22 protein-coding genes are annotated in these 24,614 nt (G+C 68.0%); 13 read left to right on the forward strand and 9 right to left on the reverse strand.

Features of this window, described 5'->3' with window-relative positions; translation table 11 throughout:
- Positions 1 to 34 precede the first annotated feature (34 nt).
- The 4 genes from ACWIDZ_RS00955 to ACWIDZ_RS00970 all read right to left on the reverse strand — a co-directional run bounded on the left by ACWIDZ_RS00955 (position 35) and on the right by ACWIDZ_RS00970 (position 4,921).
- On the reverse strand, positions 35 to 1,621 hold the full coding sequence (locus ACWIDZ_RS00955) for a phytoene desaturase family protein (protein ID WP_453988582.1): 1,587 nt from the start codon (positions 1,619 to 1,621) through the stop codon (positions 35 to 37).
- 36 nt (positions 1,622 to 1,657) lie between these two features.
- A complete protein-coding gene (hutI, locus tag ACWIDZ_RS00960; RefSeq protein WP_453988581.1) occupies positions 1,658 to 2,872 on the reverse strand; it encodes an imidazolonepropionase in 1,215 nt (404 codons plus the stop codon).
- A 436-nt stretch (positions 2,873 to 3,308) separates the two neighbouring features.
- Positions 3,309 to 4,199, reverse strand: coding sequence for an agmatinase family protein (locus ACWIDZ_RS00965; protein ID WP_453988580.1), 891 nt, complete (start codon positions 4,197 to 4,199; stop codon positions 3,309 to 3,311).
- Positions 4,200 to 4,219: 20 nt separating this feature from the next.
- Positions 4,220 to 4,921 carry a UTRA domain-containing protein gene (locus tag ACWIDZ_RS00970; protein WP_346487055.1) on the reverse strand — a complete coding sequence of 234 codons (702 nt, stop codon included), beginning with the start codon at positions 4,919 to 4,921 and terminating at the stop codon, positions 4,220 to 4,222.
- An 86-nt stretch (positions 4,922 to 5,007) separates the two neighbouring features.
- Between ACWIDZ_RS00970 and hutU the strand changes: the two genes are divergently transcribed.
- The 3 genes from hutU to ACWIDZ_RS00985 are packed head-to-tail and all read left to right on the forward strand — an operon-like array spanning position 5,008 to position 8,760.
- Positions 5,008 to 6,672 (forward strand): urocanate hydratase, encoded by a 1,665-nt coding sequence (hutU, locus tag ACWIDZ_RS00975; protein ID WP_453988579.1) that lies wholly within the window; start codon positions 5,008 to 5,010, stop codon positions 6,670 to 6,672.
- 4 nt (positions 6,673 to 6,676) lie between these two features.
- On the forward strand, positions 6,677 to 8,209 hold the full coding sequence (hutH, locus tag ACWIDZ_RS00980) for a histidine ammonia-lyase (protein WP_453988578.1): 1,533 nt from the start codon (positions 6,677 to 6,679) through the stop codon (positions 8,207 to 8,209).
- Positions 8,210 to 8,265: 56 nt separating this feature from the next.
- The gene (locus tag ACWIDZ_RS00985; RefSeq protein WP_453988577.1) at positions 8,266 to 8,760 is read left to right on the forward strand and encodes a hypothetical protein; all 495 of its coding nucleotides are present in this window, start codon (positions 8,266 to 8,268) and stop codon (positions 8,758 to 8,760) included.
- A 34-nt stretch (positions 8,761 to 8,794) separates the two neighbouring features.
- Here ACWIDZ_RS00985 and ACWIDZ_RS00990 read toward each other — a convergent pair whose 3' ends face one another.
- From ACWIDZ_RS00990 to ACWIDZ_RS01000, 3 genes are read right to left on the reverse strand one after another with little or no spacing between them, the layout of a single operon-like run.
- Complete coding sequence (locus tag ACWIDZ_RS00990) at positions 8,795 to 9,556, reverse strand: peptidase (protein WP_453988576.1); 762 nt, start codon at positions 9,554 to 9,556, stop codon at positions 8,795 to 8,797.
- A gap of 50 nt (positions 9,557 to 9,606) precedes the next feature.
- The gene (fni, locus tag ACWIDZ_RS00995) at positions 9,607 to 10,659 is read right to left on the reverse strand and encodes a type 2 isopentenyl-diphosphate Delta-isomerase (RefSeq protein ID WP_346521873.1); all 1,053 of its coding nucleotides are present in this window, start codon (positions 10,657 to 10,659) and stop codon (positions 9,607 to 9,609) included.
- Positions 10,656 to 12,470, reverse strand: a complete 1,815-nt coding sequence (locus tag ACWIDZ_RS01000; protein ID WP_453988575.1) for a PPC domain-containing protein — start codon at positions 12,468 to 12,470, stop codon at positions 10,656 to 10,658. Before ACWIDZ_RS01000 ends, fni begins: the two co-directional genes overlap by 4 nt.
- A gap of 93 nt (positions 12,471 to 12,563) precedes the next feature.
- On the opposite strand from ACWIDZ_RS01000, the gene ACWIDZ_RS01005 reads away from it, so the two are divergent.
- The 5 genes from ACWIDZ_RS01005 to ACWIDZ_RS01025 all read left to right on the forward strand — a co-directional run bounded on the left by ACWIDZ_RS01005 (position 12,564) and on the right by ACWIDZ_RS01025 (position 16,804).
- Entirely contained in the window at positions 12,564 to 13,487 is a 924-nt protein-coding gene (locus ACWIDZ_RS01005) for a bifunctional methylenetetrahydrofolate dehydrogenase/methenyltetrahydrofolate cyclohydrolase (RefSeq protein ID WP_453988574.1), read from the forward strand.
- A gap of 232 nt (positions 13,488 to 13,719) precedes the next feature.
- On the forward strand, positions 13,720 to 14,418 hold the full coding sequence (locus ACWIDZ_RS01010) for a LemA family protein (RefSeq protein WP_453988573.1): 699 nt from the start codon (positions 13,720 to 13,722) through the stop codon (positions 14,416 to 14,418).
- Between the two features lie 7 nt (positions 14,419 to 14,425).
- The gene (locus ACWIDZ_RS01015) at positions 14,426 to 15,295 is read left to right on the forward strand and encodes a TPM domain-containing protein (protein WP_453988572.1); all 870 of its coding nucleotides are present in this window, start codon (positions 14,426 to 14,428) and stop codon (positions 15,293 to 15,295) included.
- A complete protein-coding gene (locus ACWIDZ_RS01020) occupies positions 15,289 to 15,978 on the forward strand; it encodes a TPM domain-containing protein (protein ID WP_453988571.1) in 690 nt (229 codons plus the stop codon). The genes ACWIDZ_RS01015 and ACWIDZ_RS01020 overlap by 7 nt, the downstream gene beginning before the upstream one ends.
- Positions 15,979 to 16,048: 70 nt before the next feature.
- Positions 16,049 to 16,804: an endonuclease/exonuclease/phosphatase family protein gene (locus tag ACWIDZ_RS01025; RefSeq protein ID WP_291774810.1), complete on the forward strand. Its 756-nt coding sequence runs from the start codon at positions 16,049 to 16,051 to the stop codon at positions 16,802 to 16,804.
- On the opposite strand, the gene ACWIDZ_RS01030 is transcribed toward ACWIDZ_RS01025, so the two are convergent.
- Positions 16,789 to 18,267 carry a phospholipase D-like domain-containing protein gene (locus tag ACWIDZ_RS01030; protein ID WP_453988570.1) on the reverse strand — a complete coding sequence of 493 codons (1,479 nt, stop codon included), beginning with the start codon at positions 18,265 to 18,267 and terminating at the stop codon, positions 16,789 to 16,791. The two genes, ACWIDZ_RS01025 and ACWIDZ_RS01030, sit on opposite strands and share 16 nt — an antisense overlap.
- Positions 18,268 to 18,301: 34 nt before the next feature.
- On the opposite strand from ACWIDZ_RS01030, the gene ACWIDZ_RS01035 reads away from it, so the two are divergent.
- The 3 genes from ACWIDZ_RS01035 to ACWIDZ_RS01045 all read left to right on the forward strand — a co-directional run bounded on the left by ACWIDZ_RS01035 (position 18,302) and on the right by ACWIDZ_RS01045 (position 22,044).
- Positions 18,302 to 18,613, forward strand: a complete 312-nt coding sequence (locus ACWIDZ_RS01035; RefSeq protein ID WP_453988568.1) for a hypothetical protein — start codon at positions 18,302 to 18,304, stop codon at positions 18,611 to 18,613.
- Between the two features lie 142 nt (positions 18,614 to 18,755).
- Positions 18,756 to 21,323 carry a tipN gene (locus ACWIDZ_RS01040; protein WP_453988566.1) on the forward strand — a complete coding sequence of 856 codons (2,568 nt, stop codon included), beginning with the start codon at positions 18,756 to 18,758 and terminating at the stop codon, positions 21,321 to 21,323.
- 118 nt (positions 21,324 to 21,441) lie between these two features.
- Positions 21,442 to 22,044: a hypothetical protein gene (locus ACWIDZ_RS01045; RefSeq protein WP_453988565.1), complete on the forward strand. Its 603-nt coding sequence runs from the start codon at positions 21,442 to 21,444 to the stop codon at positions 22,042 to 22,044.
- Here ACWIDZ_RS01045 and ACWIDZ_RS01050 read toward each other — a convergent pair.
- Entirely contained in the window at positions 22,030 to 23,199 is a 1,170-nt protein-coding gene (locus ACWIDZ_RS01050) for an MFS transporter (RefSeq protein WP_453988564.1), read from the reverse strand. The two genes, ACWIDZ_RS01045 and ACWIDZ_RS01050, sit on opposite strands and share 15 nt — an antisense overlap.
- 48 nt (positions 23,200 to 23,247) lie before the next feature.
- On the opposite strand from ACWIDZ_RS01050, the gene ACWIDZ_RS01055 reads away from it, so the two are divergent.
- Together ACWIDZ_RS01055 and pip are read left to right on the forward strand one after the other, a co-directional pair.
- Positions 23,248 to 23,616 carry a DUF423 domain-containing protein gene (locus tag ACWIDZ_RS01055; RefSeq protein ID WP_453988563.1) on the forward strand — a complete coding sequence of 123 codons (369 nt, stop codon included), beginning with the start codon at positions 23,248 to 23,250 and terminating at the stop codon, positions 23,614 to 23,616.
- Positions 23,617 to 23,643: 27 nt separating this feature from the next.
- The gene (pip, locus tag ACWIDZ_RS01060; protein ID WP_453988562.1) at positions 23,644 to 24,606 is read left to right on the forward strand and encodes a prolyl aminopeptidase; all 963 of its coding nucleotides are present in this window, start codon (positions 23,644 to 23,646) and stop codon (positions 24,604 to 24,606) included.
- Positions 24,607 to 24,614: the final 8 nt, after the last annotated feature.

Here is a 24,614-nt window from a genome sequence, read left to right on the forward strand (position 1 = left end):
ATTAACCTACAAACACAACCTGTACGAGATCACTTCAGCGGCGGCCGAAATCCTTCAGCACCGCCTGCGCCGCATTGTGTCCCGGCGCCCCCGTCACCCCGCCGCCCGGATGAGCGCCCGATCCGCACAGATAGAGCCCAGGCACCGGCATCCGATGATCGGCGTGGCCCAGCACCGGCCGGGCGCTGAACAACTGATCCAGCGTCAGCCGCCCGTGGAAAATGTCGCCGCCGATCAGGCCGAAGCGCCGCTCCAGATCGCGCGGCCCCAGCGCCAGCCGCCCGACCACGGAAGCTTTGAAGCCCGGCGCATGGGCCTCGACGGTCTCAATCATCAGGTCGGCCACCGTGTCGCGATGTTCGTCCTCAAGATCCGGCGCAACATGCTGGCAGAACAGGCTGGCGACGTGCTGCCCCGCCAGGGCCAGGCTGTCGTCCAGGGTCGAGGGGACCAGCATCTCGACGATCGGCTTTGACGACCAGCCGTTCAGCCTCGCCTCGGCGTGGGCGCGGTCCATATAGGCCAGGGTCTGGGCGATGATGATGCCCGCCGTCAGATGATCGCCCGCGCCCGGCAAGGCGGTGAAGCGCGGCAGCTCAGACAGGGCGACGTTCATGCGGAACGTGCCTGAGCCCGAGGCGTAGCGGCTCATCCGCTCGGTGAAATCCGCCGAGACCACGGCCGGATCGACCAGGCGGTCGAACAACAGGCGCGGGTGCAGGTTGGAGACCATGGCCCGGGCGCGGACTGCGTCGCCCGCCTCGGTCACGGCGCCGACGGCCCTGCCCTTTTCCGTCAGAACCTCGGCGACCGGCGCATCCAGCCGGATGTCGACCCCCTGTTCGGCGCAGGCGGCGGCCATGGCCTGGGTGATCGCCCCCATGCCGCCGATGGCGTGGCCCCAAGCCCCCTTCTTACCGTTCACCTCACCGAAGACGTGGTGCAGCAGGACATAGGCCGAGCCCGGCGTATAGGGGCTGGCGTAGTTGCCGACGACGCTGTCGAACCCGAACAGGGCCTTGATCGGATCGCTCTCGAACCAGCCGTCCAGCCAGTCGCCCGCCGACTTGGCGAACAGGTCCAACAGGTCGCGCTGGGCCGCCAGGCCCAAACCCGAGACGCGCCGCCCCAGCGAGGCCGCCTTCAACATCTCCGGCAGGGCCGCCAGCCAGCCGCCTTCCACCACGTTCGGCGGGGTGGTCAGGACCAGATCGCGCAGGATGGCGGCGACCGTCTCCAGCCGCGCCTCATAGTCAGGCAGGCGCTCGGCGTCGCGGGTCGAGAATTTGGCGACCTCGGCCTGGGTTCGCCCCTCGCCGGTCAGCAGGTAGCGCCCGTCGTCAAAGGGCAGGAAGTTCGCCGCCCGTCGCTCCACCACCTGCAACCCGTGGCGCGGCAACTCCATGTCGGCGATGACGCGCGGGTTCAGCAGACTGACGGTGTAGCTGGCGGTCGAGTTGCGGAAGCCGGGATGGAATTCCTCGGTCACCGCCGCCCCGCCGACGACGCCGCGCCGCTCCAGCACCGTGACCTTCAGCCCGGCCCGCGCCAGATAGAAGGCGCAGGCCAGTCCGTTGTGCCCGCCGCCCAGGATGACGACGTCCGTTTCCGTCTGCGCCATGCGCGCTCCCTCCCGCTTGAGGGAACGACGCTAGTCCTAGGCCGCGCGTCCCGCCAGATAGCGGCGATGCAGCAGCGGCTTGCCTAGCCAATAGGCCAGCTCCGCCGGACGACTGATGTCCCAGACGGCCAGGTCGGCGGCCTTGCCCGCCTCAAGCGTGCCGATCTCGTCCTGCAGGCCCAGCGCGCGGGCCGCGTTGCGCGTGGCGCCCGCCAGCGCCTCTTCCGGCGTCAGGCGGAACTGGACGCAGGCCAGGTTGATCGCCGCCGTCATCGAGGCGACCGGCGAGGTGCCGGGATTGCAGTCCGTCGCCACCGCCATCCGCACGCCGTGCCGGCGCAACCGGTCGATCGGCGGCGCCTGCGTCTCTCGCAGCATCAGGAAGGCGCCGGGCAGCAGCACCGCCACCACGCCCGCCTCTGCCATCGCCTTCACGCCCGCCTCGGTCGTGTGCTCGATATGGTCGGCCGACAGCGCCTGATAGCGCGCGGCCAGCGCCGCCCCGCCGCCGTCCGACAACTGGTCGGCGTGCAGCTTGACCGGCAGGCCCAGTTCCTCTGCCTTGTCGAACAGGCGGCTGACCTCCTCGACCGAGAAGGCGATAGGCTCGCAATAGGCGTCCACCGCGTCGACCAGACCCTCGGCGTAGGCGGCAGGCAGGATTTCATCCACAGCCTTGTCCACATAGACGGCGCGGTCGACCTTATGTTCCGGCGGAACGGCGTGCAGACCCAGATAGGAGGTGCGGACCCGCACCCCGGCCTCGCGTCCAATACGGCGGGCGACGCGCAGCATCTTCAGTTCGCTGTCGTGATCCAGACCATAACCGGACTTGATCTCGACCGTGGTGACGCCGGTGGCCTTCAGCCCCTCCAGCCTCGCCAGGGCCGAGGCGTAGAGCTGATCCTCGCTCTCCTCGCGCGTGGCGCGCACGGACGAGACGATGCCGCCCCCGGCGCGCGCGATCTCTTCATAGGTCGCGCCTTCCAGCCGCTGCTCGAACTCACCCGAGCGGTCGCCGCCGAAGACCAGATGGGTGTGGCAGTCGACCAGCCCCGGCGTGACCCAGCGCCCGCCCAGACTGTCGGCTTCCACAGCCTTGTGCACAGGCAGGTCGGCGCGCGGCCCGACCCAGGCGATGCGCCCGTCCTTGATCAGGATGGCGGCGTCCTCGATCGCGCCGTAGGGGGCGCCGCCCTCGGTCATGGCGGCGACGTGGCAGTCGATCAATAGTCGTGTTTCCAGGCTCATTGACGCAACTCGGCTCTCAAACGATCAGCGGTTGTGCGCAGGCGGGCCGCTATCTCCGGATCGACGATCTCGGACGGGTAGAATGCTGTAAGAACCCAGCCGCCCCAGAACCAGTAATCGGACAGCTTATAGGTGGGTCGAACTCGCTGGGCGAAAACCACGGTTAGCCCCTCATCGGCTTCGCCACAGTCTATAGGCCAATCTCTTAACCTGCGAGGCGGCGTCTCACCGTCGATCACAACGATACGGCTGTAAGTGCTCATATAGGTTCGGCCAGGGACTGGAACAGCCCGCGCGAGGTAAATGCTATCAGCGTTTGAGGCTAGGTTGCGCTGGAACTCAAGAATCTGTTGGCTCGCGCGATCGATGCCTTCACAGGCTTGTGCGGGGGATGCTGAGACAACCAGGCCGACAATCGCAGCCGCTAGCCACGCTCTCATCGCGACGAAACTCCAGCCAGAATTTCACAGAACCAGCGACCCGCCGTCAGGGAGCCGAGGTCGCCGACTTCCAGCGACGGGTCGTATTCGGTCAGGTCGACGGCGCGAACCTTGGCATGGGCGCCGATGGCGCGGGCGGCGTCGAAGAAGTCGTGCACCGACACCCCGCCCGGCCGCGCGCCGGGGCTGGCGGGCCACTGGCTGCGGTCGATCACGTCGATGTCGAAGTCGACGTAGATGACCTCGCACAGGGACGACAGGCGCTCCAGTTCCTCGACCACGATGTTGGCCAGACCGCGCTGGCGGCACTCGCGGGCGGTGCGGACGCTGATGCCCGCCGCCTCGGCTTTTTCGTGGGCGCGGCGAGTGTTGGCGAAGGGCGCGAGGCCCACCTGGCTGATGCGATGGCCGTCCATGCCGTCGTCCAACAGGGCCTGGATCGGGTTGCCGTTGGTCAGGCCCTGATCCGTGTCACGCAGGTCGAAATGGGCGTCCAGCGTCAGCACGCCGACGCGGTCCAGCCCCAGCGCATGAACGCCCGGCCGAGTGATGGCGTTGTTGCCGCCGACCAGAAGGGTCAGGTCGCGGTGGGCCTGCGCCGCCGCCGCATCACGCACCGGCTCAAAGGCGTCGAACGGCGAGACGGCCTTCAGCGCCACATCGCCCGCGTCGTGGACCTTGATCTCCAGTTCCAGCCCCGTCTCAACGTCATAGGTCGACAAGCGCGGCAGCACGGCGCGCAATGTCTTCGGGCCCAGATCACAGCGGCCCGGCGTCAATGACCGCTCGTTCAGCGGCGCGCCGATCAGGGCGACGCGCGCCTCTGGATGCTGGCCGACCAGATCGCCGACAGAACGCCAGCCCAGAGCTTCAGACGGTTCGCCCATCAGGGTCATCCTTTGGCCAATCAACCTTTAGTGGGAGAGAAGCGCGCGACCAGATCATAGGCCGCACCGGGGAAAATCTGTGAGGCCCAGGTCACGCCCTGACCGTCGCGCCAGGTCCGGCGTTCCAGCCGCAGACACGGCGCGCCGTCGGCCAGGCCCAGACCCGCCGCCGTCTCATGATCGGCGCCGACGGCAGAAATGCGGTGCTCGGCCTCGGTCCAGGGCATGTGGGCCAGCAGCCAGCCGCCCGGCGGCTGCGTGGTGAAGTCGGCAGCCTCCGCCTCGGGCGCTGCGGACAGGGAAATCAGGCGCCGCTCGAACACGAACGGCAGATCGTCCGCCAGGTGCAGGGTCTGCAGTTCGATCAGCCGCTCGCCCAGCCCCTCTTCGTCCTCACCGGCCGGGCGCACGATCCGGCCCAGCAGACGGTGGGAATAGGCCAGTCCGCGCCCCTCGACCTCGGACTGAATGTCGGGAATGGCGACCAGGGCCGAGGAATGCACGGGCGGATGGGCCACCACGGTTCCCGCACGACGGCGACGCACCACCAACCCGCGCGCCGCCAGATCGGACATGGCGCGCGACACCGTCATCCGCGCACAGCCGTATTCCGCGGTCAGTTCAGCCTCGGTCGGGATGCGGAAACCCGGCCGCCACTCGCCCGAGGCGATGCGGCGCTCGATGTCGCCCGCGATGCGACGATGAAGCGGCTCCTGATCCATCATGCGAAACTGCCCCTTGCGCGCATTAATGTCTAGACATAACACTGACCCCAACATTCGACGGCCGAAGCCGCATGGAGGATTCGATGTCCACGCCCAACACTCGCATTATCCGTAGCCCGCGCGGGCCGGAAAAGACTGCCAAAACATGGGCCGCCGAGGCCGCCATGCGGATGCTGATGAACAACCTCGACCCCGAGGTGGCCGAGCGTCCCGAGGATCTGGTCGTCTATGGCGGCATCGGCAAGGCGGCCCGCAACTGGCAGGCTTTCGACATCATCATCGACCAACTCAAGAATCTGGAAGCCGACGAGACGCTGATGGTCCAGTCGGGCAAGCCGGTCGGCGTGTTCCGCACCCATGTCGACGCGCCGCGCGTGTTGATCGCCAACTCCAACCTAGTGCCCAAATGGGCGACCTGGGAGCACTTCAACGAGCTCGATAAGAAGGGCCTGGCCATGTACGGCCAGATGACCGCTGGGTCGTGGATCTACATCGGCACCCAGGGCATCGTTCAGGGCACCTATGAGACCTTCATGGAGGCGGGTCGCCAGCATTATGGCGGCGACTGGTCGGGCAAGTGGATCCTGACGGCGGGCTTGGGCGGCATGGGCGGCGCCCAGCCTCTGGCCGCGACCATGGCCGGCGCCTCGTGCATCACCATCGAGTGCCAGCGCAGCCGCATCGAGTTCCGCCTGCGCACCCGCTATGTCGACGTCATGGCCGATACGCTGGACGAGGCCCTGGCCCTGCTCGAGCAGTCCTTCAAGGACAAGAAACCCTTGTCGATCGGCTTGTTGGGCAATGCGGCTGATCTTCTGCCTGAAATGGTCAAGCGCGGCGTTCGCCCCGATCTGGTGACGGATCAGACCAGCGCCCACGACCCGGTCAACGGCTACCTGCCCTCAGGCTGGACCGTCGCCGAGTGGGAGGAAAAGCGCGTCAGCGACCCGGCCGCCGTCGAAACCGCTGCGCGCGCGTCGATGGCCACACACGTCAGGGCCATGCTGGACTTCCAGAAGATGGGCGTCCCCACGACCGACTACGGCAACAACATCCGTCAGGTCGCCTTCGACGAGGGCGTCGAGAACGCCTTCGACTTCCCCGGCTTCGTGCCCGCCTATATCCGCCCGCTGTTCTGCCGCGGCATCGGGCCGTTCCGCTGGGCCGCCCTGTCGGGCGATCCCGAGGACATCCGCAAGACGGATGAGGCGATGAAGAAACTGTTCCCCGACAACGCGGGCCTGCACCGCTGGCTGGACATGGCGGGCGAGCGCATCGCCTTCCAGGGCCTGCCGGCGCGCATCTGCTGGATCGGTCTGGGCGACCGTCACCGTGCGGGCCTGATGTTCAACGAGATGGTGAAGTCGGGCGAACTGAGCGCCCCCATCGTCATCGGCCGCGACCATCTGGACAGCGGCTCCGTCGCCAGCCCGAACCGCGAGACCGAGGCCATGATGGACGGTTCGGACGCCGTGTCTGACTGGCCCCTGCTGAACGCCCTGCTGAACACGGCGTCGGGCGCGTCCTGGGTGTCGCTGCACCACGGCGGAGGCGTCGGCATGGGTTATAGTCAGCACTCGGGCGTCGTCATCGTAGCCGACGGCACGGAAGAAGCCGCCAGACGTCTGAAGCGCGTTCTGTGGAACGACCCGGCCACCGGCGTCATGCGCCACGCCGACGCCGGATACGACATCGCCAGGGACGCCGCGCGCGAACATGGCCTGAACCTGCCCTCGCTGGACCTGTAAGCTTATGACCACCTCCATTGAAATCGGCGCCGCGCCGCTCACCCTCGCCCAGCTTCGCGCCGTCCTGAACGGTCCGGTCACGGTCAGCCTGACCGACGCCGCCTGGGCCAATGTCGAAAAGGGCGCGGCCACCGTCGCCGCCATCCTGGACGAAGGCCGCACGGTCTATGGCATCAACACCGGCTTCGGCCTGCTGGCTAACACCAGCATCGCGGCGGAAGACCTTGAAACCCTTCAGAAGAACCTGGTGCTCAGCCACGCCTGCGGCGTCGGCGAGCCGCTGAGCGAAGACACCACCCGCCTGCTGATGGTGCTGAAGATCGCCAGCCTGTCGAAGGGCGCCTCGGGCGTACGTCGCCACACGCTGGAGACGCTGATCGGCATGGTCAACGCCGGGATCCTGCCGCTGATCCCCTCCAAGGGTTCGGTCGGCGCCTCGGGCGATCTGGCGCCGCTGGCCCATATGTCGTGCGTCCTGATCGGCGTCAGCGAAGCCCGCTATCAGGGTCAGGTGCTGGACGCTGTTTCTGCTCTGGCCAAGGCAGGGTTGAAGCCGGTCGTTCTGGGCCCCAAGGAAGGTCTGGCCTTGCTGAACGGCACCCAGTGTTCGACGGCCCTGGCCCTGACCGGCCTGTTCGCGACCGAGGACGTCTTCGCCGCCGCCATCGCCGCCGGCGGCCTGTCGGTCGACGCCCTGTTGGGCTCTGACGCGCCGTTCGATCACCGCATCCACGCCCTGCGCGGCCAGCCCGGTCAGATCGACGTGGCCCGTCGTCTGCGTGAACTGCTGAACGGCAGCGCCATCCGCGACAGCCATCGTCACGACTGCGCCAAGGTGCAGGACCCCTACTCCCTGCGCTGCCAGCCGCAGGTCATGGGGGCCACGCTGGACGTGCTGCGCAACGCCGCCGCCATGCTGGAGCGTGAAGCCAACGCCGTGACCGACAATCCGCTGGTCTTCATCGAAGACGGCGATGTCATCTCGGGCGGCAACTTCCACGCCGAACCTGTTGCTTATGCAGCCGATCAGATCGCCATGGTCCTGTGCGAGATTGGCAATATCAGCGAGCGCCGCACCTCCATCCTGGTCGATCCCAAGATGACCGACCTGCCCGCCTTCCTGGTCAAGGACAGCGGCGTGAACTCGGGCTTCATGATCGCCCAGGTGACGGCGGCGGCCCTGGTGGCCGAGAACCGCATGGTGGCCCACCCCTGCGTTATCGACACCGTGCCGACCAGCGCCAACCAGGAAGACCATGTCTCAATGGCCACCCACGGCGCCCGCCGCCTGCTGGACATGGCCGCCAATACGGCGACCGTGGTCGGTATCGAACTGCTTGCCGCCGCGCAGGGCATCGAGTTCCGTCGTCCGCTGACCTCATCGCCGGAACTGGAGCAGACCTACGCCATCGTGCGCGAGGCTTGCGGCCCCTACACCGAAGACCGCTATTTCGCGCCGGACATCGCTCGTGCGACGGAAGGCGTCCGCGCGGGCCGTTATCGCGCCTTCGCCGGCGATCTCCTGCCCTCGGCTTGAACCGGACGGCGGTTGAGCGCTTTCATAGGCAACGTGAACGCGGACCGCCCCCGAGCATGAACAGGAATGCCGTCATTCTGGCCTCCGCCGCCCTGGTTCTTATGGGACTGGGGGCGGCTGGCTGGGCTGCGTGGAACTCGACTTCCGTAGCGCATGGCGGACGAGGATCAGGCCCGGCTGTCGCTATCGAAGTCGTTCCGCCCGTTGAACCCGACCTTCCGGTCGGCTCCATCATGGCTGTTGGAGAATTGCGGGATGGATACGAACATGATCCCGACCGGCTCGCCGACGTCCCGGGGGATGACGAACCTTATGTCGAAAGCGCCTGGCTGGAGTTGACGCCCGACCCGCCGCCGCCGCCCGAACAGGAAACGCCGCCGCCCCTTATCCGCCTCTCGCCGCCGCAGCCTGCGCCACAGCTGAAGGGGTATGACTACGGCTTCGGCTTTGACGCCCCCCAGCCCGACTACGCCGCCGAACGCGAGGCGCGCCAGTCCGCGCTCAGGGAACCGTTAGAAACGCGGCGCGCATCGGACAGCGTCTTCTATTGAAAAAGGCCCCGGCGAAACCGGGGCCTTTTCGTTGTCAGCGCATCGTCGTGACGGAGACGGTGTAGTCGCCTTCCTGCGCCGAGCTGAGGCTGTTGGCGCGGAAGGAATAGGAGCCGGGACGCAGGTTCTGGGTGACCATGGCGCTGGTGCCGCCGCCGCTATCGTCGTCGGAGGCCAGGCTGTCGCCGTCACACTGCGGCCCTTCGTGCAGCGAGAGGTAGGCGTCGAACTGCGCCGAATCCATGCGAACCGAGACATTCCCACCTCGACTGACACCCAGCGCGTAGCAGTCGTAGAAGGAGCCGTCATCCGCCTGGCGGTCGCTGAACTCGAGGCGGCCCTGGCGGCTTTCGCCGACCGAAATCGGCACGACCTGAGTGGTCGGGCGCAGGCGCTGGCCTTCAGAGACGCTGAGACGGAAGGAACCGGTCTCGCCTTCGCTGAGCGTATTGGCGCGGATGATCCAGTTTCCGCCATTGGAAACAAAGCGCAACTGCGAGTCGGTGCCCATGTCCGGACCGTCGTCGTTCGTCACCGACGTTTCATCGCAATCTGCACCGGCGCCCGCCATCAGATAGGTATCGAAGTCCTCGGACTGCATCGTCACCGTGTAGGCCTGACCTGCCTGCGTCTGGACGACGTAGCAACGGTAATGGGACCCGTCGTCCATGCGCGCGTCCTTGCTGCTGAAATTGCCGGTCACGGTCTGGCCGGGGCGGATGGTGCTCTGGGCGGCGGCGGCGCCGGCCAGAAGCAGGGACGACGTCAGGATCGACGACATCAGCAGGGCGCGCATGGGAATCTCCTTGGGTGCGACGCAAAAACGTGCGGGCGGAAATGCCCGACTTATTTGACAGGAAGCAATGGAACTCGTTTCAACGCCGCTAAATTTGAAGCGTTTACGCAGAAACACACGGTGCGCAGTTGCCGGATGGTCAACTGGAAGCGCTCGATGACGGCCTCGGTCGAGACGGTGGCGGCCTGAATGACGCCCGAGGCCATGCCGACCACGTCCGCGCCCAACCGGATCGCCTTGGCCGCGTCGACCCCGTCGCGCACGCCTCCAGATCCGATCAGCAAGGCGTCCGGCAGGGCGTTGCGCGTCTCAGCCAGAGCGCGCGCGGTTGGTATGCCCCAATCGGCGAAGGCTAGGGCGTGCGCCTTGTCGGCCGCATCGGTCGCGCGCTCGCCTTCGATCAGGCCCCAGTTGGCGCCGCCGGCTCCGGCCACATCGACGCCCGCCGCGCCCATGGCGATCAGACGCTGGGCCGTGACGGCGGAAATCCCGGCGCCCGTCTCCTTGACGATGACAGGCGCGTCCAGACCGCGGATCAGGGCCTGAAGCGCCGCGCCCACGCCCCACCAGTCGCGGTCCCCTTCCGGCTGGCAGGCCTCCTGCAGCGGATTCAGGTGAACGACCAGGGCGTCAGCGCCGATCATGTCCATCGCGCGACGCGCCTCATCACGGCCGAATCCGCGCGTCAGCTGGGCCGCGCCGATATTGGCCAGGATCGGCGTGTCCGGCGCCTTCAGCCTCAGTGAGAAGTCCAGGCCGCCTGCGGCCCCGCCTTCCAGCGCCGCCCTCTGCGACCCGACCGCCAGGGCGATGCCCAGATGCTGGGCCGCCTCGGCCAGACGGGCGTTGATCGCCTCGGCCCGCGCAGGGCCGCCAGTCATGGCGCTGATCAGGAAAGGCGCCTTCAGCCGCCGCCCCAGGAAGTCGACGCCCAGGTCGATTCGAGCATGATCCAGGTCCGGCAAGGCCTCGTGCACGAAGCGCCAATCGTCGAACCCGGCCGACAGCGCATGACGACCGCCGCCGGCCAGCACCACGTCAAGGTGTTGGTCCTTCCGGCCCAGGATCAGGGCCGAAGCAGCGTCGTCGCCGGTTTCGCTCAGGGCTGCCGCTCCGTGATCAGGACATAGTCGCCGGTCGAGTTGGCGCCGAAGCTGCGGGCCCGCAGGACATAGGTCCCGTCGCGCGGCGCGGTCCAGTTCAGGCGGGCGTGGGTGTCGGACAGGCTGTCGTCGTCCTCCTCCAGCTTGAAGTAGTCGCCGTCCTTCTCTTCGCCGACCTCGATCACCGCGTCGAAGCTGCTGGCGATCAGGGTGAAGCGCAGCTTCTCATCCGCCTTGGCCTTGAAATGATAGGCGTCGTAGTAGATTCCGTCGTCAGTGATGCTGGCCCGCTCGGTCAGCCGGCCTCGCACGGTGGAGCCGATCAGCAGGCTGCCCGGCGAAGGCTCGCCGCCCAGATCTTGAAGCTCCAGCGCATAGAGCCCCTTGGCGTCGCGCGACCACGAACGCGCCCGCAGAACATAGTCGCCGGTCTCTGGCAGGGTGAAGATCAGGCGCGCGTCCGTTCCCTGGCCCAGACCGTCGTCATCGCTGGCGATCTCGCTGAAGTCCTCTTCGCCCTGCCCGAGCTGCAGATAGGCGTCGAAATCGCCGGACCGCATGACGGCCTGGACGCGCTGCCCCTCGGTCCCGCTGAAGATGAAGGCGTCATACAGGCGGCCGTCGTCGTCGGTGGCGTCGCTGCTGGTCAGTTCGCCCTCGACCGTCTGGCCGAAAGCAATGGCCGACGGCGGCGGCGGCGGCGCGATTTCTTCTATGTTCAGCGTATAGGGACCCTCGCCGCTGGAGAAGGCGCGCGCCTCGATCAGATAATCGCCATCCTCGGTCAGGGTATGCGTCAGGCGGGAGTTCAGGTCGCCCGCACTGTCGTCATCGGTCGCCAGACTGTTGTGGTTGGCGTCGAACAGCTCGAGGTAGGTATCGAAACCATCGGCCTTCATGGTGATGGCCACCCGCTGGCCGGCGCGCCCGCTGAAGCGATAGAGGTCCGCCGGCGCCCCGGAATCGCTGGTTGCGCTGTCTGGCGTCAGGCGTCCGCGCGTCTCCTCGCCAACCGTCACCGACGTGGCGGTCGGCGCAGGCGGTCCCTGCTCCAGCGCCAGCCGATAATCGCCCTGGGCCGAGCTGTTATAGGACGTGGCGCGGATCAGATATTCCCCGGCCTGCGGCGCGGTGAACACCAGACGGGCGTTGAGGCTGGAGCCGCCGTCGTCGTTCTCGGCCATCTGGACAAAGGCGCCGTTGACGATGCGTCCGACGCGCAGGAAGGCGTCGAAATCGTCGGATTCCAGGTCGATCTTGACCCGTTCGCCCGCCGACGCGCGGAAGGCGTAGGCGTCATAACGGGCGCCGTCGTCATCCTCGGCGCTGTTCGATCCCAGGCTGCCCGTCGCGTCACGGCCGACAGCGATCCGTCCTGGACGCGGCAGACGCGGCGCGGCTCGCTCCTTCAGCGACAACTGATAGTCGCCGGTCTCGATGCCCGAGAAGGTTCGCGCACGGACGATATACGCCCCCGCCTCCGGTGCGGTGAACCGCAGACGCGCGTTCAGCGCCCCTGCGCTGTCGTCGTCGCTGGCCAGGGAGTCCTGCAAGGAGCCCTCGGCGTAAATTTCCAGATAGGCGTCGAAATCGTCCGCCGTCATCTCGGCCTCGAGCCGCTGTCCGGCGCGCAGGTTCACGCGATAGTCGTCGTAGCGATAGCCGTCGCTTCCACGGGTGCGGGCGTCTCCCTCTTCCAGCCGCCCCCGGATGTCGTCGCCCAGCCGGGCGTCAGACGCCGTCTGGGCCCAGGCTGCGCCGGTGGACAGGATGGCGACGGCGCTGGCCGCCGCGAACAGGGAATAACGCATAAAAACCTCTTTGCTGGCGTCATCATAGACGCCGAACCGCAGCGCCTGTAAATCGCGGCCACGCTTTCCAGTTCCCGGCAGATGGAGCCAAATATGGCTGTCGAACCCGCCCGCGCCTCGATGATCGACGGCAAGGCCTTCTCACAGACCCTGGTGGAGCGCGTCGCGGCCGCCGCCGCCCGGCTGGAATCCGCTCATGGCGTCAAGCCCGGCCTGGCTGTCGTCATCGTCGGCGAGGACCCCGCCAGCCAGCTCTATGTCCGCAACAAGGGCGAGACGACGCTGAAGGCCGGCATGCGGTCCGACACCCACCGCCTGCCCGCCGAAACGACCCAGGACGAATTGCTGGCCCTGATCGCCCAGTTGAACGCCGACGCGGGCATCCACGGCGTGCTGGTGCAGTTGCCCCTGCCCAAGCACATCGATTCGGCTGCTGTTCTGGACGCCATTTCGCCGGACAAGGACGTGGACGGCTTCCATGTCGTCAACGCCGGACGCCTGGCCGTCGGCCTGCCGGGCATGATCCCCTGCACTCCCCTGGGCAGCCTGATGCTGCTGAAGGATCAACTCGGCGACCTGTCAGGCCTGAACGCCGTCATCGTCGGCCGCTCCAACATCGTCGGCAAGCCGATGGCGCAACTGCTGCTGGGCGAAAGCTGCACAGTCACCATCGCCCACTCGCGCACCCGCGACCTGCCGGCCCTGTGCCGCACCGCCGATATTCTGGTCGCCGCCGTCGGCCGCCCGGAAATGATCAAGGGCGACTGGATCAAGCCCGGCGCCACCGTCATCGACGTGGGCATCAACCGCGTCCCTGCGCGCGATCCGGTCAAGGCCGCCGAAGGCAAGACCCGCGTGGTCGGCGACGTCGACTTCAACCAGGCGGTTGAGGTCGCCGGCCGCATCACCCCCGTTCCCGGCGGCGTCGGCCCCATGACCATCGCCTGCCTGCTGGCCAACACCTACACCGCCGCCTGCCGCACGGCGGGCGTGGAGCCGGAAGACCTGAACGGCTGAAGACCGCTCCCTCTTCCGCTCACCCCGGCGGACGCCGGGGTCCAGTAAGAGCCTCGCACGCCTGGCGACGCCCAACGACTTGACGGTGCGATTGACGGCCAAAGAACTGGATCCCGGCGTCCGCCGGGATGAGCGGATCAAGTTGCAAAAATCCAGCCTTGAAGCGGAGCCTTTCGGCCCCGATAGTCTTTAGCGATCAGCGGTCCCGACGACCGCCCGCAGGAGCTTCTTCATGGCTGGATTCTCGCCTCGCATCGCGGCCGTCGCCGCTGTCGTCGTCCTGGCCCCCGCCGTGGGCGCCTGCGGCTACAACACCATTCCGACCAAGCAGGAACGCGCCGAGGCCGCCTGGGCCGACGTTCAGAGCCAGTATCAGCGCCGCGCCGACCTGGTGCCGAACCTGGTCGCCACCGTGCAGGGCGCGGCCATTCAGGAGCGCACCACCCTGACCCAGGTGATCGAGGCGCGCGCTAAGGCCACCAGCGTCAACATCGACGCCTCGACCCTCGATGACGCCGCCGCCTTCCAGCAATACCAGCAGGCGCAAGGCGAGCTTTCCAGCGCCCTGTCGCGGCTGCTGGTGACGGTCGAGGCCTATCCTCAGCTCCAGGCCAACCAGAACTTCCTGACCCTGCAGTCGCAGTTGGAAGGGACCGAGAACCGCATCGCCGTGGCGCGCCGCGACTACAATGAAGCCGTGCGCGACTACAACACCACCCTGCGCACCTTCCCGAGCGTGATCTGGGCCAAGACGCTGCACGGCGGCTCCAAGCCCATGCAGTTGTTCACCGCCACGGCTGAGGCCCAGTCGGCGCCGACCGTGAACTTCGACCTGGGCGTCCAGCCCGGCGGCGGCGCGCCTGCGACGGCGCCCGGCGCCGCGCCTGGTTCGACGCCGCCTGCGGCTGCGCCCGCCCCGGCGGCGCAGTAAGCCTGAAATGAACCCTTCCGCCCTCGCCCTGAGGGAAGGCGCGGCGCGGGCCCTCCTCCCCGCGCTGATGCTGGGCCTCATCCTGTGGCTGGCCGCCCTGCCCGGCGTCGGCGTGGCCGCCGAAATCAGTTTTCCGGCGCTGACCGGCCGCGTGGTCGATGACGCCCAACTGCTGACGCCCGAACAGGAGCAGGCCCTGACCGGCAAGCTGGCGGCGCTGGAGCAGCAGACCGGCGATCAGTTGGTCGTCGTCACTCTGCCCTCGCTTCAGGATCAGGAGATCGAGGACTTCGGCTATCAGCTGGGACGTCACTGGGGCATCGGTCAGAAGGAAAACGACGGCGGCGCCCTGCTGATCGTCGCGCCGAACGAGCGAAAGGTGCGGATCGAGGTCGGCTATGGGTTGGAGGGCGTGCTGACCGACGCCTATTCGTCCCTGATCATCCGCAACGACATCCTGCCGCCCTTCCGCCAGGGCGACTACGCGGCCGGGATCATCGCCGGGACGGACGCCATCATCACCCAACTGACCGCCGATCCGGCGGAGGCCCAGGCGCGGGCGGAAGAGGCCAAAAGCGCGGCGTCCCGGACGACCAAGCCGGTCCTGCCCGCCATCGTCATCCTGGCGGTCTTCGCCTTCATCTTCTTCGGCATGATCGGCGCCGCCGCAGGCGGTCGGAAACGACGCGGTCGCGGCGACGGCCTGTCGCCCATCCTGATCTGGGCCGCCAGCGAAGCCCTGCGCCACCGCGACGACGATGATCGCGGCGGCTGGGGCGGCGGCGGAGGCTGGGGCGGTGGCGGCGGTTTCGGCGGCGGCGGTTTCGGCGGAGGCGGCGGCGGCTTCGGCGGCGGCGGCGCCTCGGGGGGATGGTGATGCAATTCACGAACGACGACCATGCCCGCGTGGCCCAGGCCATCGCTCAGGCCGAGGCGAACACCTCCGGCGAGATCTTCTGCGTCGTAGCGCGCCAGGTGTCCTCCTATCGCGACGTCAGCCTGGGCTGGGCGGCGGCTGCGGCCTTGCTGCTGCCGCTGGGGCTGATCCCGTTCGGCTTCAACGGCGACTGGCTGACCTTCGGCGGCGGCTGGGAGATCGCCCACGCGCCCGCCGCCTCGGCCGAGATCGGGCGCGCGCTGGCGGCTTATGGGCTGGTGCAGGCCGGGGTTTTCCTGGCCGTGTTCCTGCTGTCTCTGATCCCGATCGTGCGACGGCTGCTGACGCCGGCCGCCTTGCGTCGCACGCGGGTCCGCCGCGCCGCCATGCAGCAGTTCCTGGCCCACGGTCTGCACGTCACCGAAGCGCGCACCGGCGTCCTCATCTTCGCCGCCCTGGCCGATCATCAGGTCGAGGTGGTGGCCGACGAGGGCATCCATTCCTGCGTCAGTCCAGAGGTCTGGGCCGACGCGGTCGCCGCTCTCACCGGGGCCCTGCGTCGCGACCGACCGGTCGAAGGCTTCGAGAAGGCCGTCGCCCTGTGCGGTCAGGTGCTGGCGGAACGCTTTCCGCCCAAGCCCGCTGATGAAAATGAGATCCCCGACAAGCTGGTTGTCATCTAGTCCGGTTATCAGGGCCTCGCGACCGCCGCATTGAGGCGCGACAGTCGCTGCGATCGCGGGCAAGGAATTCATGCCGAGACTTCTGACCTACAACGTTCATCGCTGCGTCGGCGTCGATCGCAGACTGGATGTGCAGCGGATCGCCGACGTCATCGCCGAGCATGAACCCGACGTGGTCTGCCTGCAGGAGCTGGACGTCGGCCGCGCGCGCACCGGCTGGGTCGACCAGGCCGACGCCATCGCCCAACGGCTGGCGATGAGCGTGCAATTCCACCCCGCCATGAAGGTCGAGGCCGAGCTTTACGGCGACGCCATACTGACCCACCGTCCCGAACGACTGGTGCGCGCGGCCTCGCTGCCGACCCTGCCCGGCATCAAGGGGTTGGAGCCGCGCGGCGCCCTGTGGTCAGCCGTCGATTTCGACGGGGTGATCGTCAACATCATGAACACCCACCTGGGGCTGGTCCCGCGCGAGCAGCGGCTTCAGGCCGCCGCATTGATCGGCGATGAATGGCTGGGCGATCCCATGTGTCAGGGACCGACCATCCTGACCGGCGACTTCAACGCCACCTCGATCACCCGCCCCTATCAGGCTCTGACCCGGCGGCTGGACGACGCTCAGCGACGTCTGGGCCTGAAGCCCTCGATCAAGACCTTCCCGTCCAGCTTCCCGGCGATCCGCATCGACCACTGCTTCGTCAGCCGCGAGATTCGCGTGATCAGCGCCAGCGCGGCGTCATCGCCCCTGGCGCGAGCAGCGTCTGATCACCTGCCGCTCATCATCGATTTCGAAATCGATCAGCCCAAAAATCAGCCCGGCGCCTGACCGCCCTCGGACCTGGGCCGGGTGCGGTGCGAACGGTTGAGGCGCTTCCACGGCCGCCAGGCGTCGGTGGAGGAAACCGGATCGCCGAACTGCCACTCGGCGAACATCCGCTCCACCCGCGTAGGCTCGGCGGCGCCCAGCGGCTTCATCCGGCCCTGTCCAAAGGTCTGGATCGCCTGACCGACCGACCCCATCAACGTCTCGGCCTCGGCGAAGGCCTCGCCCGACACCCCGATGAAGTGACCCAGGGATCGGCGACGAAAACGCCGGATCACGTCGCGCTGTTCATCCGTCTCCGCCTCGACCGAGACGTCGCATTCCGTATCCAGCCCCATGGAGCGGTTGTTCAGATTGCTGGACCCGATCCGCAACAGTTTGTCGTCGATGATCGTCATCTTGGCGTGGACGATGATCCGCTCGCCCTCGTCCGTCACCGGATAGAAGGCGGTGAAGCGGTCGTGGCGGTCCGCCTGTTCCAGCCGATACAGGACCTCGGCCCGCGCCGTATCCATGGTCAGGCCGTCGAACCAGCTGGGGCTGCGCCCGGTCGACACCAACACCACCTCCGGCCCATCCGGCTCGGCCAGCCGTTCAGCCAGCGCCGCCGCCAGCAGGGGCGAGGTGAAATACTGGTTCTCCATATAGATCAGCGAACGCGCCCGCCGGATCGCCTCCAGATGCAGGGCCTCGTTCTCACGCACCTCGGGACGACCGCGCACCTTGGGCTCGGTGCGCGATATGCCGATCTGCACCTGCGTCATGGAGGGCGACACGCCGTCTGGCCAGGAATCCCCGCATCTGGCCGTAACTGGGGAGAGGACCTCGCCCGTCCCTCTTCTCCACCGCTCGCGCGCCAGATCGCCAAGAGCCTGGGCGGCCGGCCCGTCCATCACGCACATGACCTCATGCCGCGGCGCGGGAATGACGCCGGTCGGCTCGCACCGGCGCGGATCGCCCGAGAAATGCTCGTCGGTGTCCCAGCGGTCGGTTGAGATATCGCCGCCGCCGCAAAAGGCGATCTGATTGTCGATCACCACCACCTTCTGATGGTGGCAAGCGCCCAGGATGCCGGGGCCGTCCAGTCGGAACTCGACGATGCGACGCCGGAACCAGCGCTGCGCCTTGTGCGGATAGAAGCCCTGCGAGGCTGCGATCAGCAACGGCGAACGCCAGATCAGCAGCCGAACGTCCAGCTCCGGCTTGTGGCGGACCAGGGCCTTCAGCTGATGGCCGATCTCGGCTCGACGATCGGTCAGCGGCCCTTCGGGATCCAGGCGCGTGCGCGGGTCGAACTGCCAGCCCAGAATAAGAATGGAGCGTTCGGCCTTGTGCAACGCCGACGCCAGGGCGTCGAAGTAGGCCTTGTTCTCCATCAGGGGGGCGAACCGATGCGCCGTCGCGGACCGCCACACTCCGGTGGCCGTCTCCAGCAGGCTGCCCTCATAGAACTGGTCTGCTCCCATACCCCCTGCAATGGCTGATTCGCGTGACGACCCAATGGGCGTCCTGATCTCATCAGACGCCGGCGCGGCCGGATCGTTCCATTTTCGCATCAGTCGGATCAATGGCGACGCTTCATCTGTTCGCCGCATTGTCGCCCGAAGATGTTTCTGGCATAGTCCAATTATGCAAGCTCTGATTGAGATGCTGGCCGGTTTGATCGCCCTGCTCGCCGCAGCGGCGTTGTCGCAATTCGGCGTCGACATGAATGCTCCGCGCAAGTCGGATCGTGAAATCCAACGGGTGCAGGATTGCGGCGACGCCAAGCCTGCGGCCGTGGTCCACGTGACCGCTCCGCCGTCCTGCTGATCCACAGATCACGTTGATCCCTGTCGGCTAAGGGCGATCTAATCCGCGCTCGAGCCTTTTCGCCTTACGATCCAGCCGTTAGGGTCCGTGCCCTGCGCCCCTTCGCCGCCTTCCTGGCGATCAGTGATCGAGACCGACGCCCATGAAATCCCGCCATCGGCCGCCGCTCAACCTGACCGAATCCGAACCTGTCTCGGAGACCGAGCCCCTGCCCGCGTCGGACACGGCTGAAGCCGCCGAGGCGGCGCCGGCAAAGCCCGATCCGACCCTTGAGCCCCTGCCCGAGGCGCCTCCGCGCCCCATGTCGGAACGCCAGCGCCGGCGTCTGGCCGAGCAACAGGCCCTGGCCGAGCAACGCGCCGCCGAGGCCGAGAAGGCTGCGCGCGCCCTGTCGCCCCTGGCCGAATCCGCCGACGCGCCGCCCGCCACGATAGCGCCCGCAGCCCCTCCCGCCCGAACGTCCGCCAAGCGAGGCAAGGGCAAGGCCTCGAACGGCGCGGCCAACGCCTATCTGATCGCCGGCCTGGCTTCAGCCCTGTGGGTCGGCGGTCTGGCGTCGTGGTTCGCCTATGAGCTGGGCTCGGGGATGATGGAGCTCGATCCCCTGCGCCTGGCGGTCTACGCCCTGATCCTGCTGGCGCCGGTCGGCTTGTCCATCCTGCTGGCCCACGCCGTTCGCCAGGGCGCGGGGCTGGCGCAGGAGACCAAACGCGCGCGGGAGATGGCCGACGCCTTGGTGGGGCCGACCGCCCTGGCCGCCAATCAGGCGGGTCAGGTGCTGAACAACCTGCGTGAGGATATCGACCGCGCCGCACAGTCGGCCGAGCGGGCTCGCGACGACCTGGCCTCCCTGCGCGAGGCCCTGGTCAAGGAATCCAACCTCCTGAACGAGGCGGCGGAGCTGGCGGGCGGCACGGCCCGTCGATTGGCCGAACAGCTGTCGCATGAACGCGAGCAGATGGGGGTTCTGGGCGGCAAGCTGGAAGGCCAAGCGTCGGCCGTGGTCGAGACGGTCGAGCGCCAGTCGCGCATGGTGGCCGACGCTTCCGACCTGGCCCAGACCCAGTTGCGCGAGGCCGAGGCCGCCCTGGCCGCCCGCGCCGCCGATCTGGCCGCTGCGGCCAACGAGGCCCAGGAAGCCGCCCGTTCCGCCTCCGACGATCTGGCGCGCCAGACCCTTCGTCTGGAAACGGCCGGCTCCGGAGTCGCAGAACAGATTCAGTCGGTCGAAGAAGGCCTGGGCCAGCAGCGCGCCGCCTTGGTCACAGCCGCCTACGCCCTGCGTACGGACCAGGAGGACTTCTCCGCCCAGATCGAGAGCCAGCGCGCCCAGCTTCTGGACCACCTGTCCCAGACCCGCACCGCCGCCGACGATCTGAACCAGCGGGGCGACGACGCCGCCGCCGCCATCAAGGCGCAGGTCGAGGCCGTGATCGACCAGTTCAAGGCCCTGGTGGAGATGTCGCAGCGCGAGGCCGACGGCTTCGACCACGCCACCAAACTGTCGCTGGACCGCTTCGAGAGTCTGGCCGCCGAATCCCGCGACCTGCTGGTCGAGGAGACGCGGCGTTCGCTGGAGGCGCTTCAGGCCACGGCCGAAGAGCAGCGCGCCGCGGCGCAGGCCGCGATCGAACAGGCTCAGATCCGCGCCGACCGCCTGGGCGAATCCCTGTTCGACGCCGCCCAGAAGGCCGACGAGGCGGCCGAGGCCCGCATCGACGGCGCCCGCCGCATCGTCGCCCAGACCGCCGACATGGTCGATCTGACCGGACAGAAGCTGGTCGACAGCCTCCAGGCGACCCTGGCTCAGGTCACCGACGCCCTGACGTCCGTCGAACAGGCGGTCGCCGAGATGGATCAGCGCGCCGCCCGACTGCCCGACGAAGCGCGCGCCCGTGTCGAATCCGTGCGCCTCAGCGTCGAGGAAGGCCTGAGCGCCCTGACCGCCGCCTCGCGCAAGGCGGCCCAGGACACCGAGGCCCTGGACGCCGGCTTCCAGGACCGCGTGCGTCGCAATTATGAGATGCTGACCGAGGCCGTGCGTCTGATGGGCGCCGTGTCCGGCGAAGGCGGCGCCCGTCGCCGCCCGACGACGCCCGCAGCGCGCGAGGCCGGCCCGCCCCCCGCCTCCAGCCTGCGCGGCCGCCTGCGCCCCGAGCATCCGGCCGAATCGGAAATCGAACCGATTCCTGCGGCCCCTGCCGTGCCGCCCGAAACGGCTCCAGCCGACCCCGCGCGCATCGGCGACGCCCTCAGCTGGCGCGATCTGGTCCAGCCGGAACAGGCGCCCGCCGCCTCGCCCGAGCCCAGCCCGCCGCTGGGGCTGAACGCCGCCATCGGCACGCCCGAAGAGATCGACGCCTTGGCGGCGCGCGTGACCTCGGCCATCCGTCGCATGGGGGTCGATCCCAACGCCCTGCTGCCGCGCCCCCGCGTGGAGGAAGCCGCCCAGGCCTTCTCCAGCCACGATCCGGCGCGCGCCCGTCAGATCGTCCGCCGCGTCGCGCCGGCCGCCGTCCGCAGCGTCTCGCGCCGTATTCTGGGCGACGACGCCCTGCGCGCCGACGCCGAGGCCTACGTCCGCGCCTTCGTCCAGGGGCTGAAGATTCAGGCGGAGCGCGGCAGCGCCGACGACGTCCAGATGCGGCTGGCCACCGACGAGGGCCGCGCCTTCATGCTTCTGGACGCCGCCGTAGGCGATCTGAGCTGACCGTTTCGCCTTTTCATCTCGCCATCGCGGCGCCGGTCAGGCTTGACCTGACGCCGCATTTCAAAGCACCGTTCCGGCTGCGGCGCGCCATCGTGGCGCTAGAGGGGGTCTATTTCCTTTGACGGGTCTGGATTCCAACGGTCGTCCTGATCGGCGCCCCGCCATTTCCATCTGCGCCTGGTCGCCGTCGTATCGGGCCTGGGATCCTGTCGAGGATCTGTCCGGCGAGCCTTGGAACCCGCCTGGCGCCCGCACCTTGGCCACCCCCGGCGACGCCTCGGCCGAGACCTTGGCGGACACTCTGACGAACCTGCTGTCTGGGGGCGAATGCTCGGCCCTGCTCCTGGTCGGCCGCACGGTCCACGCCGGGCCGGTGCGGATTCAGATGCGCGCGGAAAACCGCCGTCCGGGCGAACCGGGTCGCCTGGACAGCACCAGCCCCAGCATTGCCCGTGTGACGGCGCCGGTCGCCGACATGCTTCGCGACCTTACGGCGGCGGGCGTTCCGGCCATCGCCGCCTCCGACGCCGAGGATGATGCGGGAAGCTACATCCTCTATCGCGTCCTGGCGAATCTTCCGGACAATCTGGAATCGCCGTCCATCGGCCTGCTGCGGATTCCCGACGGGACCAGCGAAACCATCGTCCGCACCGCAGTGAAGACAGCGGCCTCAGCCATGGCGCGGCGCCTGGCGCCCCTGCCCCGCTCAGTCGTGGCCTGACGCGGCTTCCTGCGCGCGAACCCACAGCCCGACCAGGGCGCCGATCAGCGCCAATCCGGCCATGGCCAGATAGGCCTTCAGCCCAACGATGTCGTACAGCGGCCCGCTGGCCAAGGTGGCCAGACCGATCAGCACCCCGGCCGACAACGCCGAACTCAGCGTCTGGGCGGCGGTATGGCTGTCCGGCGGACACAGGCGTTCGACGATCTGCACCCCGGCCAGATAGGTCGCGGCGAAGGTCAGGGCGTGCAGCATCTGCAACGGGACGAGCATCCACAGCGGCGGGGCGAACGCCATCAGGCCCCAGCGCAGGATCGCCGCGCCCGCGCCGATGAACAACATGGTCCACGGACCGATCCCGATGCGGCGACGCCACGGCTCGATCCACCACATGAAACCGATCTCGACCACGACCGAGAAGCCCCACAACAGGCCCGTCACGCTCTCGGCCAGCCCCTGCGCGCGCCAGGCGATGGCCGAGAAGCCGTAATAGAAGGCGTGCGTCGCCTGCACCGCGCCGACGGAGAAGATGGCCGCCATGAACACCGGACGGCGCAACAACCGTCCCAGCCCCTGAAAGCGCTCCAACCGCGAAGCTGGACCGCCCTCGGCCACCGGCTCTGCCGGAAGCACGCGCCAGGCGGTGACCGCGATCAGCACCGCGGCGGTCACCGCCCAGAGAATGACGGCGTCGGATGAGACCTGCGTCAGCAGGGCGCCCATGGTCAGATTGGCGACGACGAAGGCCGCCGAACCGCAGCCGCGCGGCAGGGAGAAGGCGAACCCCTCGCGCCCCGCAACGCGCAGGGTCATCACATCGCTGAGCGGGATCAGGGCCGCCGCCGCCGTCGCCCCGATCAGCCAGAACAGGGCCCATGGAATGAAGCCCTCGACCAGTCCCGCCCCGCCATAGCCGACGGCCATGACCAGGCCCAGCAAGGCGATCGGGGTCCGGCGCAGGGCGAAACCATCAGCCCAGACCGCCAGCAGCGGACCGGTCAGGGCTCGCGCCAGCATGGGAATCGCCAGCAGGGCCCCTATCTGGGCGCCGCTCAGCCCCTGATCGCGGAACCACAGGCCGGCGAACGGCAGGGTCACGCCGCTGGCGCCGAACAGCAGGACATATTGCAGCGCCATGCGCGATGCGGCTTTCATCGGCGCGCGATAGCAGACTTCGCCGATTTTGTGGTCTAGACATTAGGCATGAGCCCTGACCGCAAACTGCTCGCCTTCGCCGGTTTCAACGGCGCCATGGCCGTAGCCCTGGGCGCCTTCGCGGCCCACGGCGCCGCTCCCGCCGTCAAGACCCTGCTGACCACGGGCGGCCATTATCAGATGGTGCACGCCGCCCTCGCCGTCGCCCTGGCCTTGTTCGGATCAAGCCGCCGCCTGCGTCTGGCGGGCTGGCTGGCGAGCGCCGGCGGACTGGTTTTCTGTGTGGCCCTGGCCATGATCGGCCTGTTGAGCCTGCCCGTCATGGGCGCCGTGGCCCCCGTCGGCGGCGCCATGATGATCGCCGGCTGGCTCCTGATCTTCTTCGCCGCCTTCCAGTCCAATCTCGCCAAGACCTGAGACCATCCTTTCAAAGAGGCATCCCACGTGATCAACACCGAGCGCCGCGACCTCTATCCGGAAATCGAAGCCTACGCCTCGGGCTGGATGTCCACCGACAGCGTCCATGAGATCTATTACGAGGAAAGCGGCAATCCCCACGGCGTGCCGGTCATCGTCCTGCACGGCGGCCCCGGCGGGGCGGTCAACCCGGGCATGCGCCGCTACTTCGACCCAGCCAGATACCGCATCGTCATGTTCGACCAGCGCGGCTGCGGCCTGTCGCGACCCAACGCCTCGCTGGAAGACAACACGACCTGGGACCTCGTCGCCGATATAGAGCGCCTGCGCAAGTTGCTGGGCATCGACAAATGGGTGGTCTTCGGCGGTTCCTGGGGTTCGACCCTGTCGATGGCCTACGCAATCAAGCACCCCGATCGCTGTCTGGCCCTGGTCCTGCGCGGCATCTTCCTGCTGACGAAGAAGGAGTTGCACTGGTTCTATCAGGACGGCGCCTCGATGATCTTCCCCGACGCCTGGGAACGCTTCCTGGCCCCGATCCCCGAAGCCGAGCGCGGCGACCTGATGGCCGCCTACTACAAGCGCCTGACCGGCGACGACGTGGAGGAACGCAACCGCTGCGCCGTGGCCTGGGCGACCTGGGAAGGCGAGACCGTCAGCATCCAGGGCCCGTCAGGCAAGCCGGACAAGTTCGCCGATCCCGAGTTCGCCGTCGCCTTCGCCCGGATCGAGAACTGGTACTTCACCAACGGCGGCTTCTTCGACAGCGAACACTGGATTCTCGAGAACATCGAGACCATCCGCGACATCCCCTGCTGGATCGCCCAAGGCCGCTTTGACGTGGTGACGCCGATCTCGGGCGCCTGGTCCCTGCACCGCGCCTGGCCCGAAGCCAAGCTTGAGATCATCGGCGACGCCGGCCACGCCTCTTCCGAGCCCGGCATCATCGACAGCCTGGTCCGCGCCACCGACTGGGCTGCGACGCTTTAAGTCGTGGC

The sequence above is a fragment of the Brevundimonas sp. NPDC055311 genome (genome assembly GCF_053645695.1).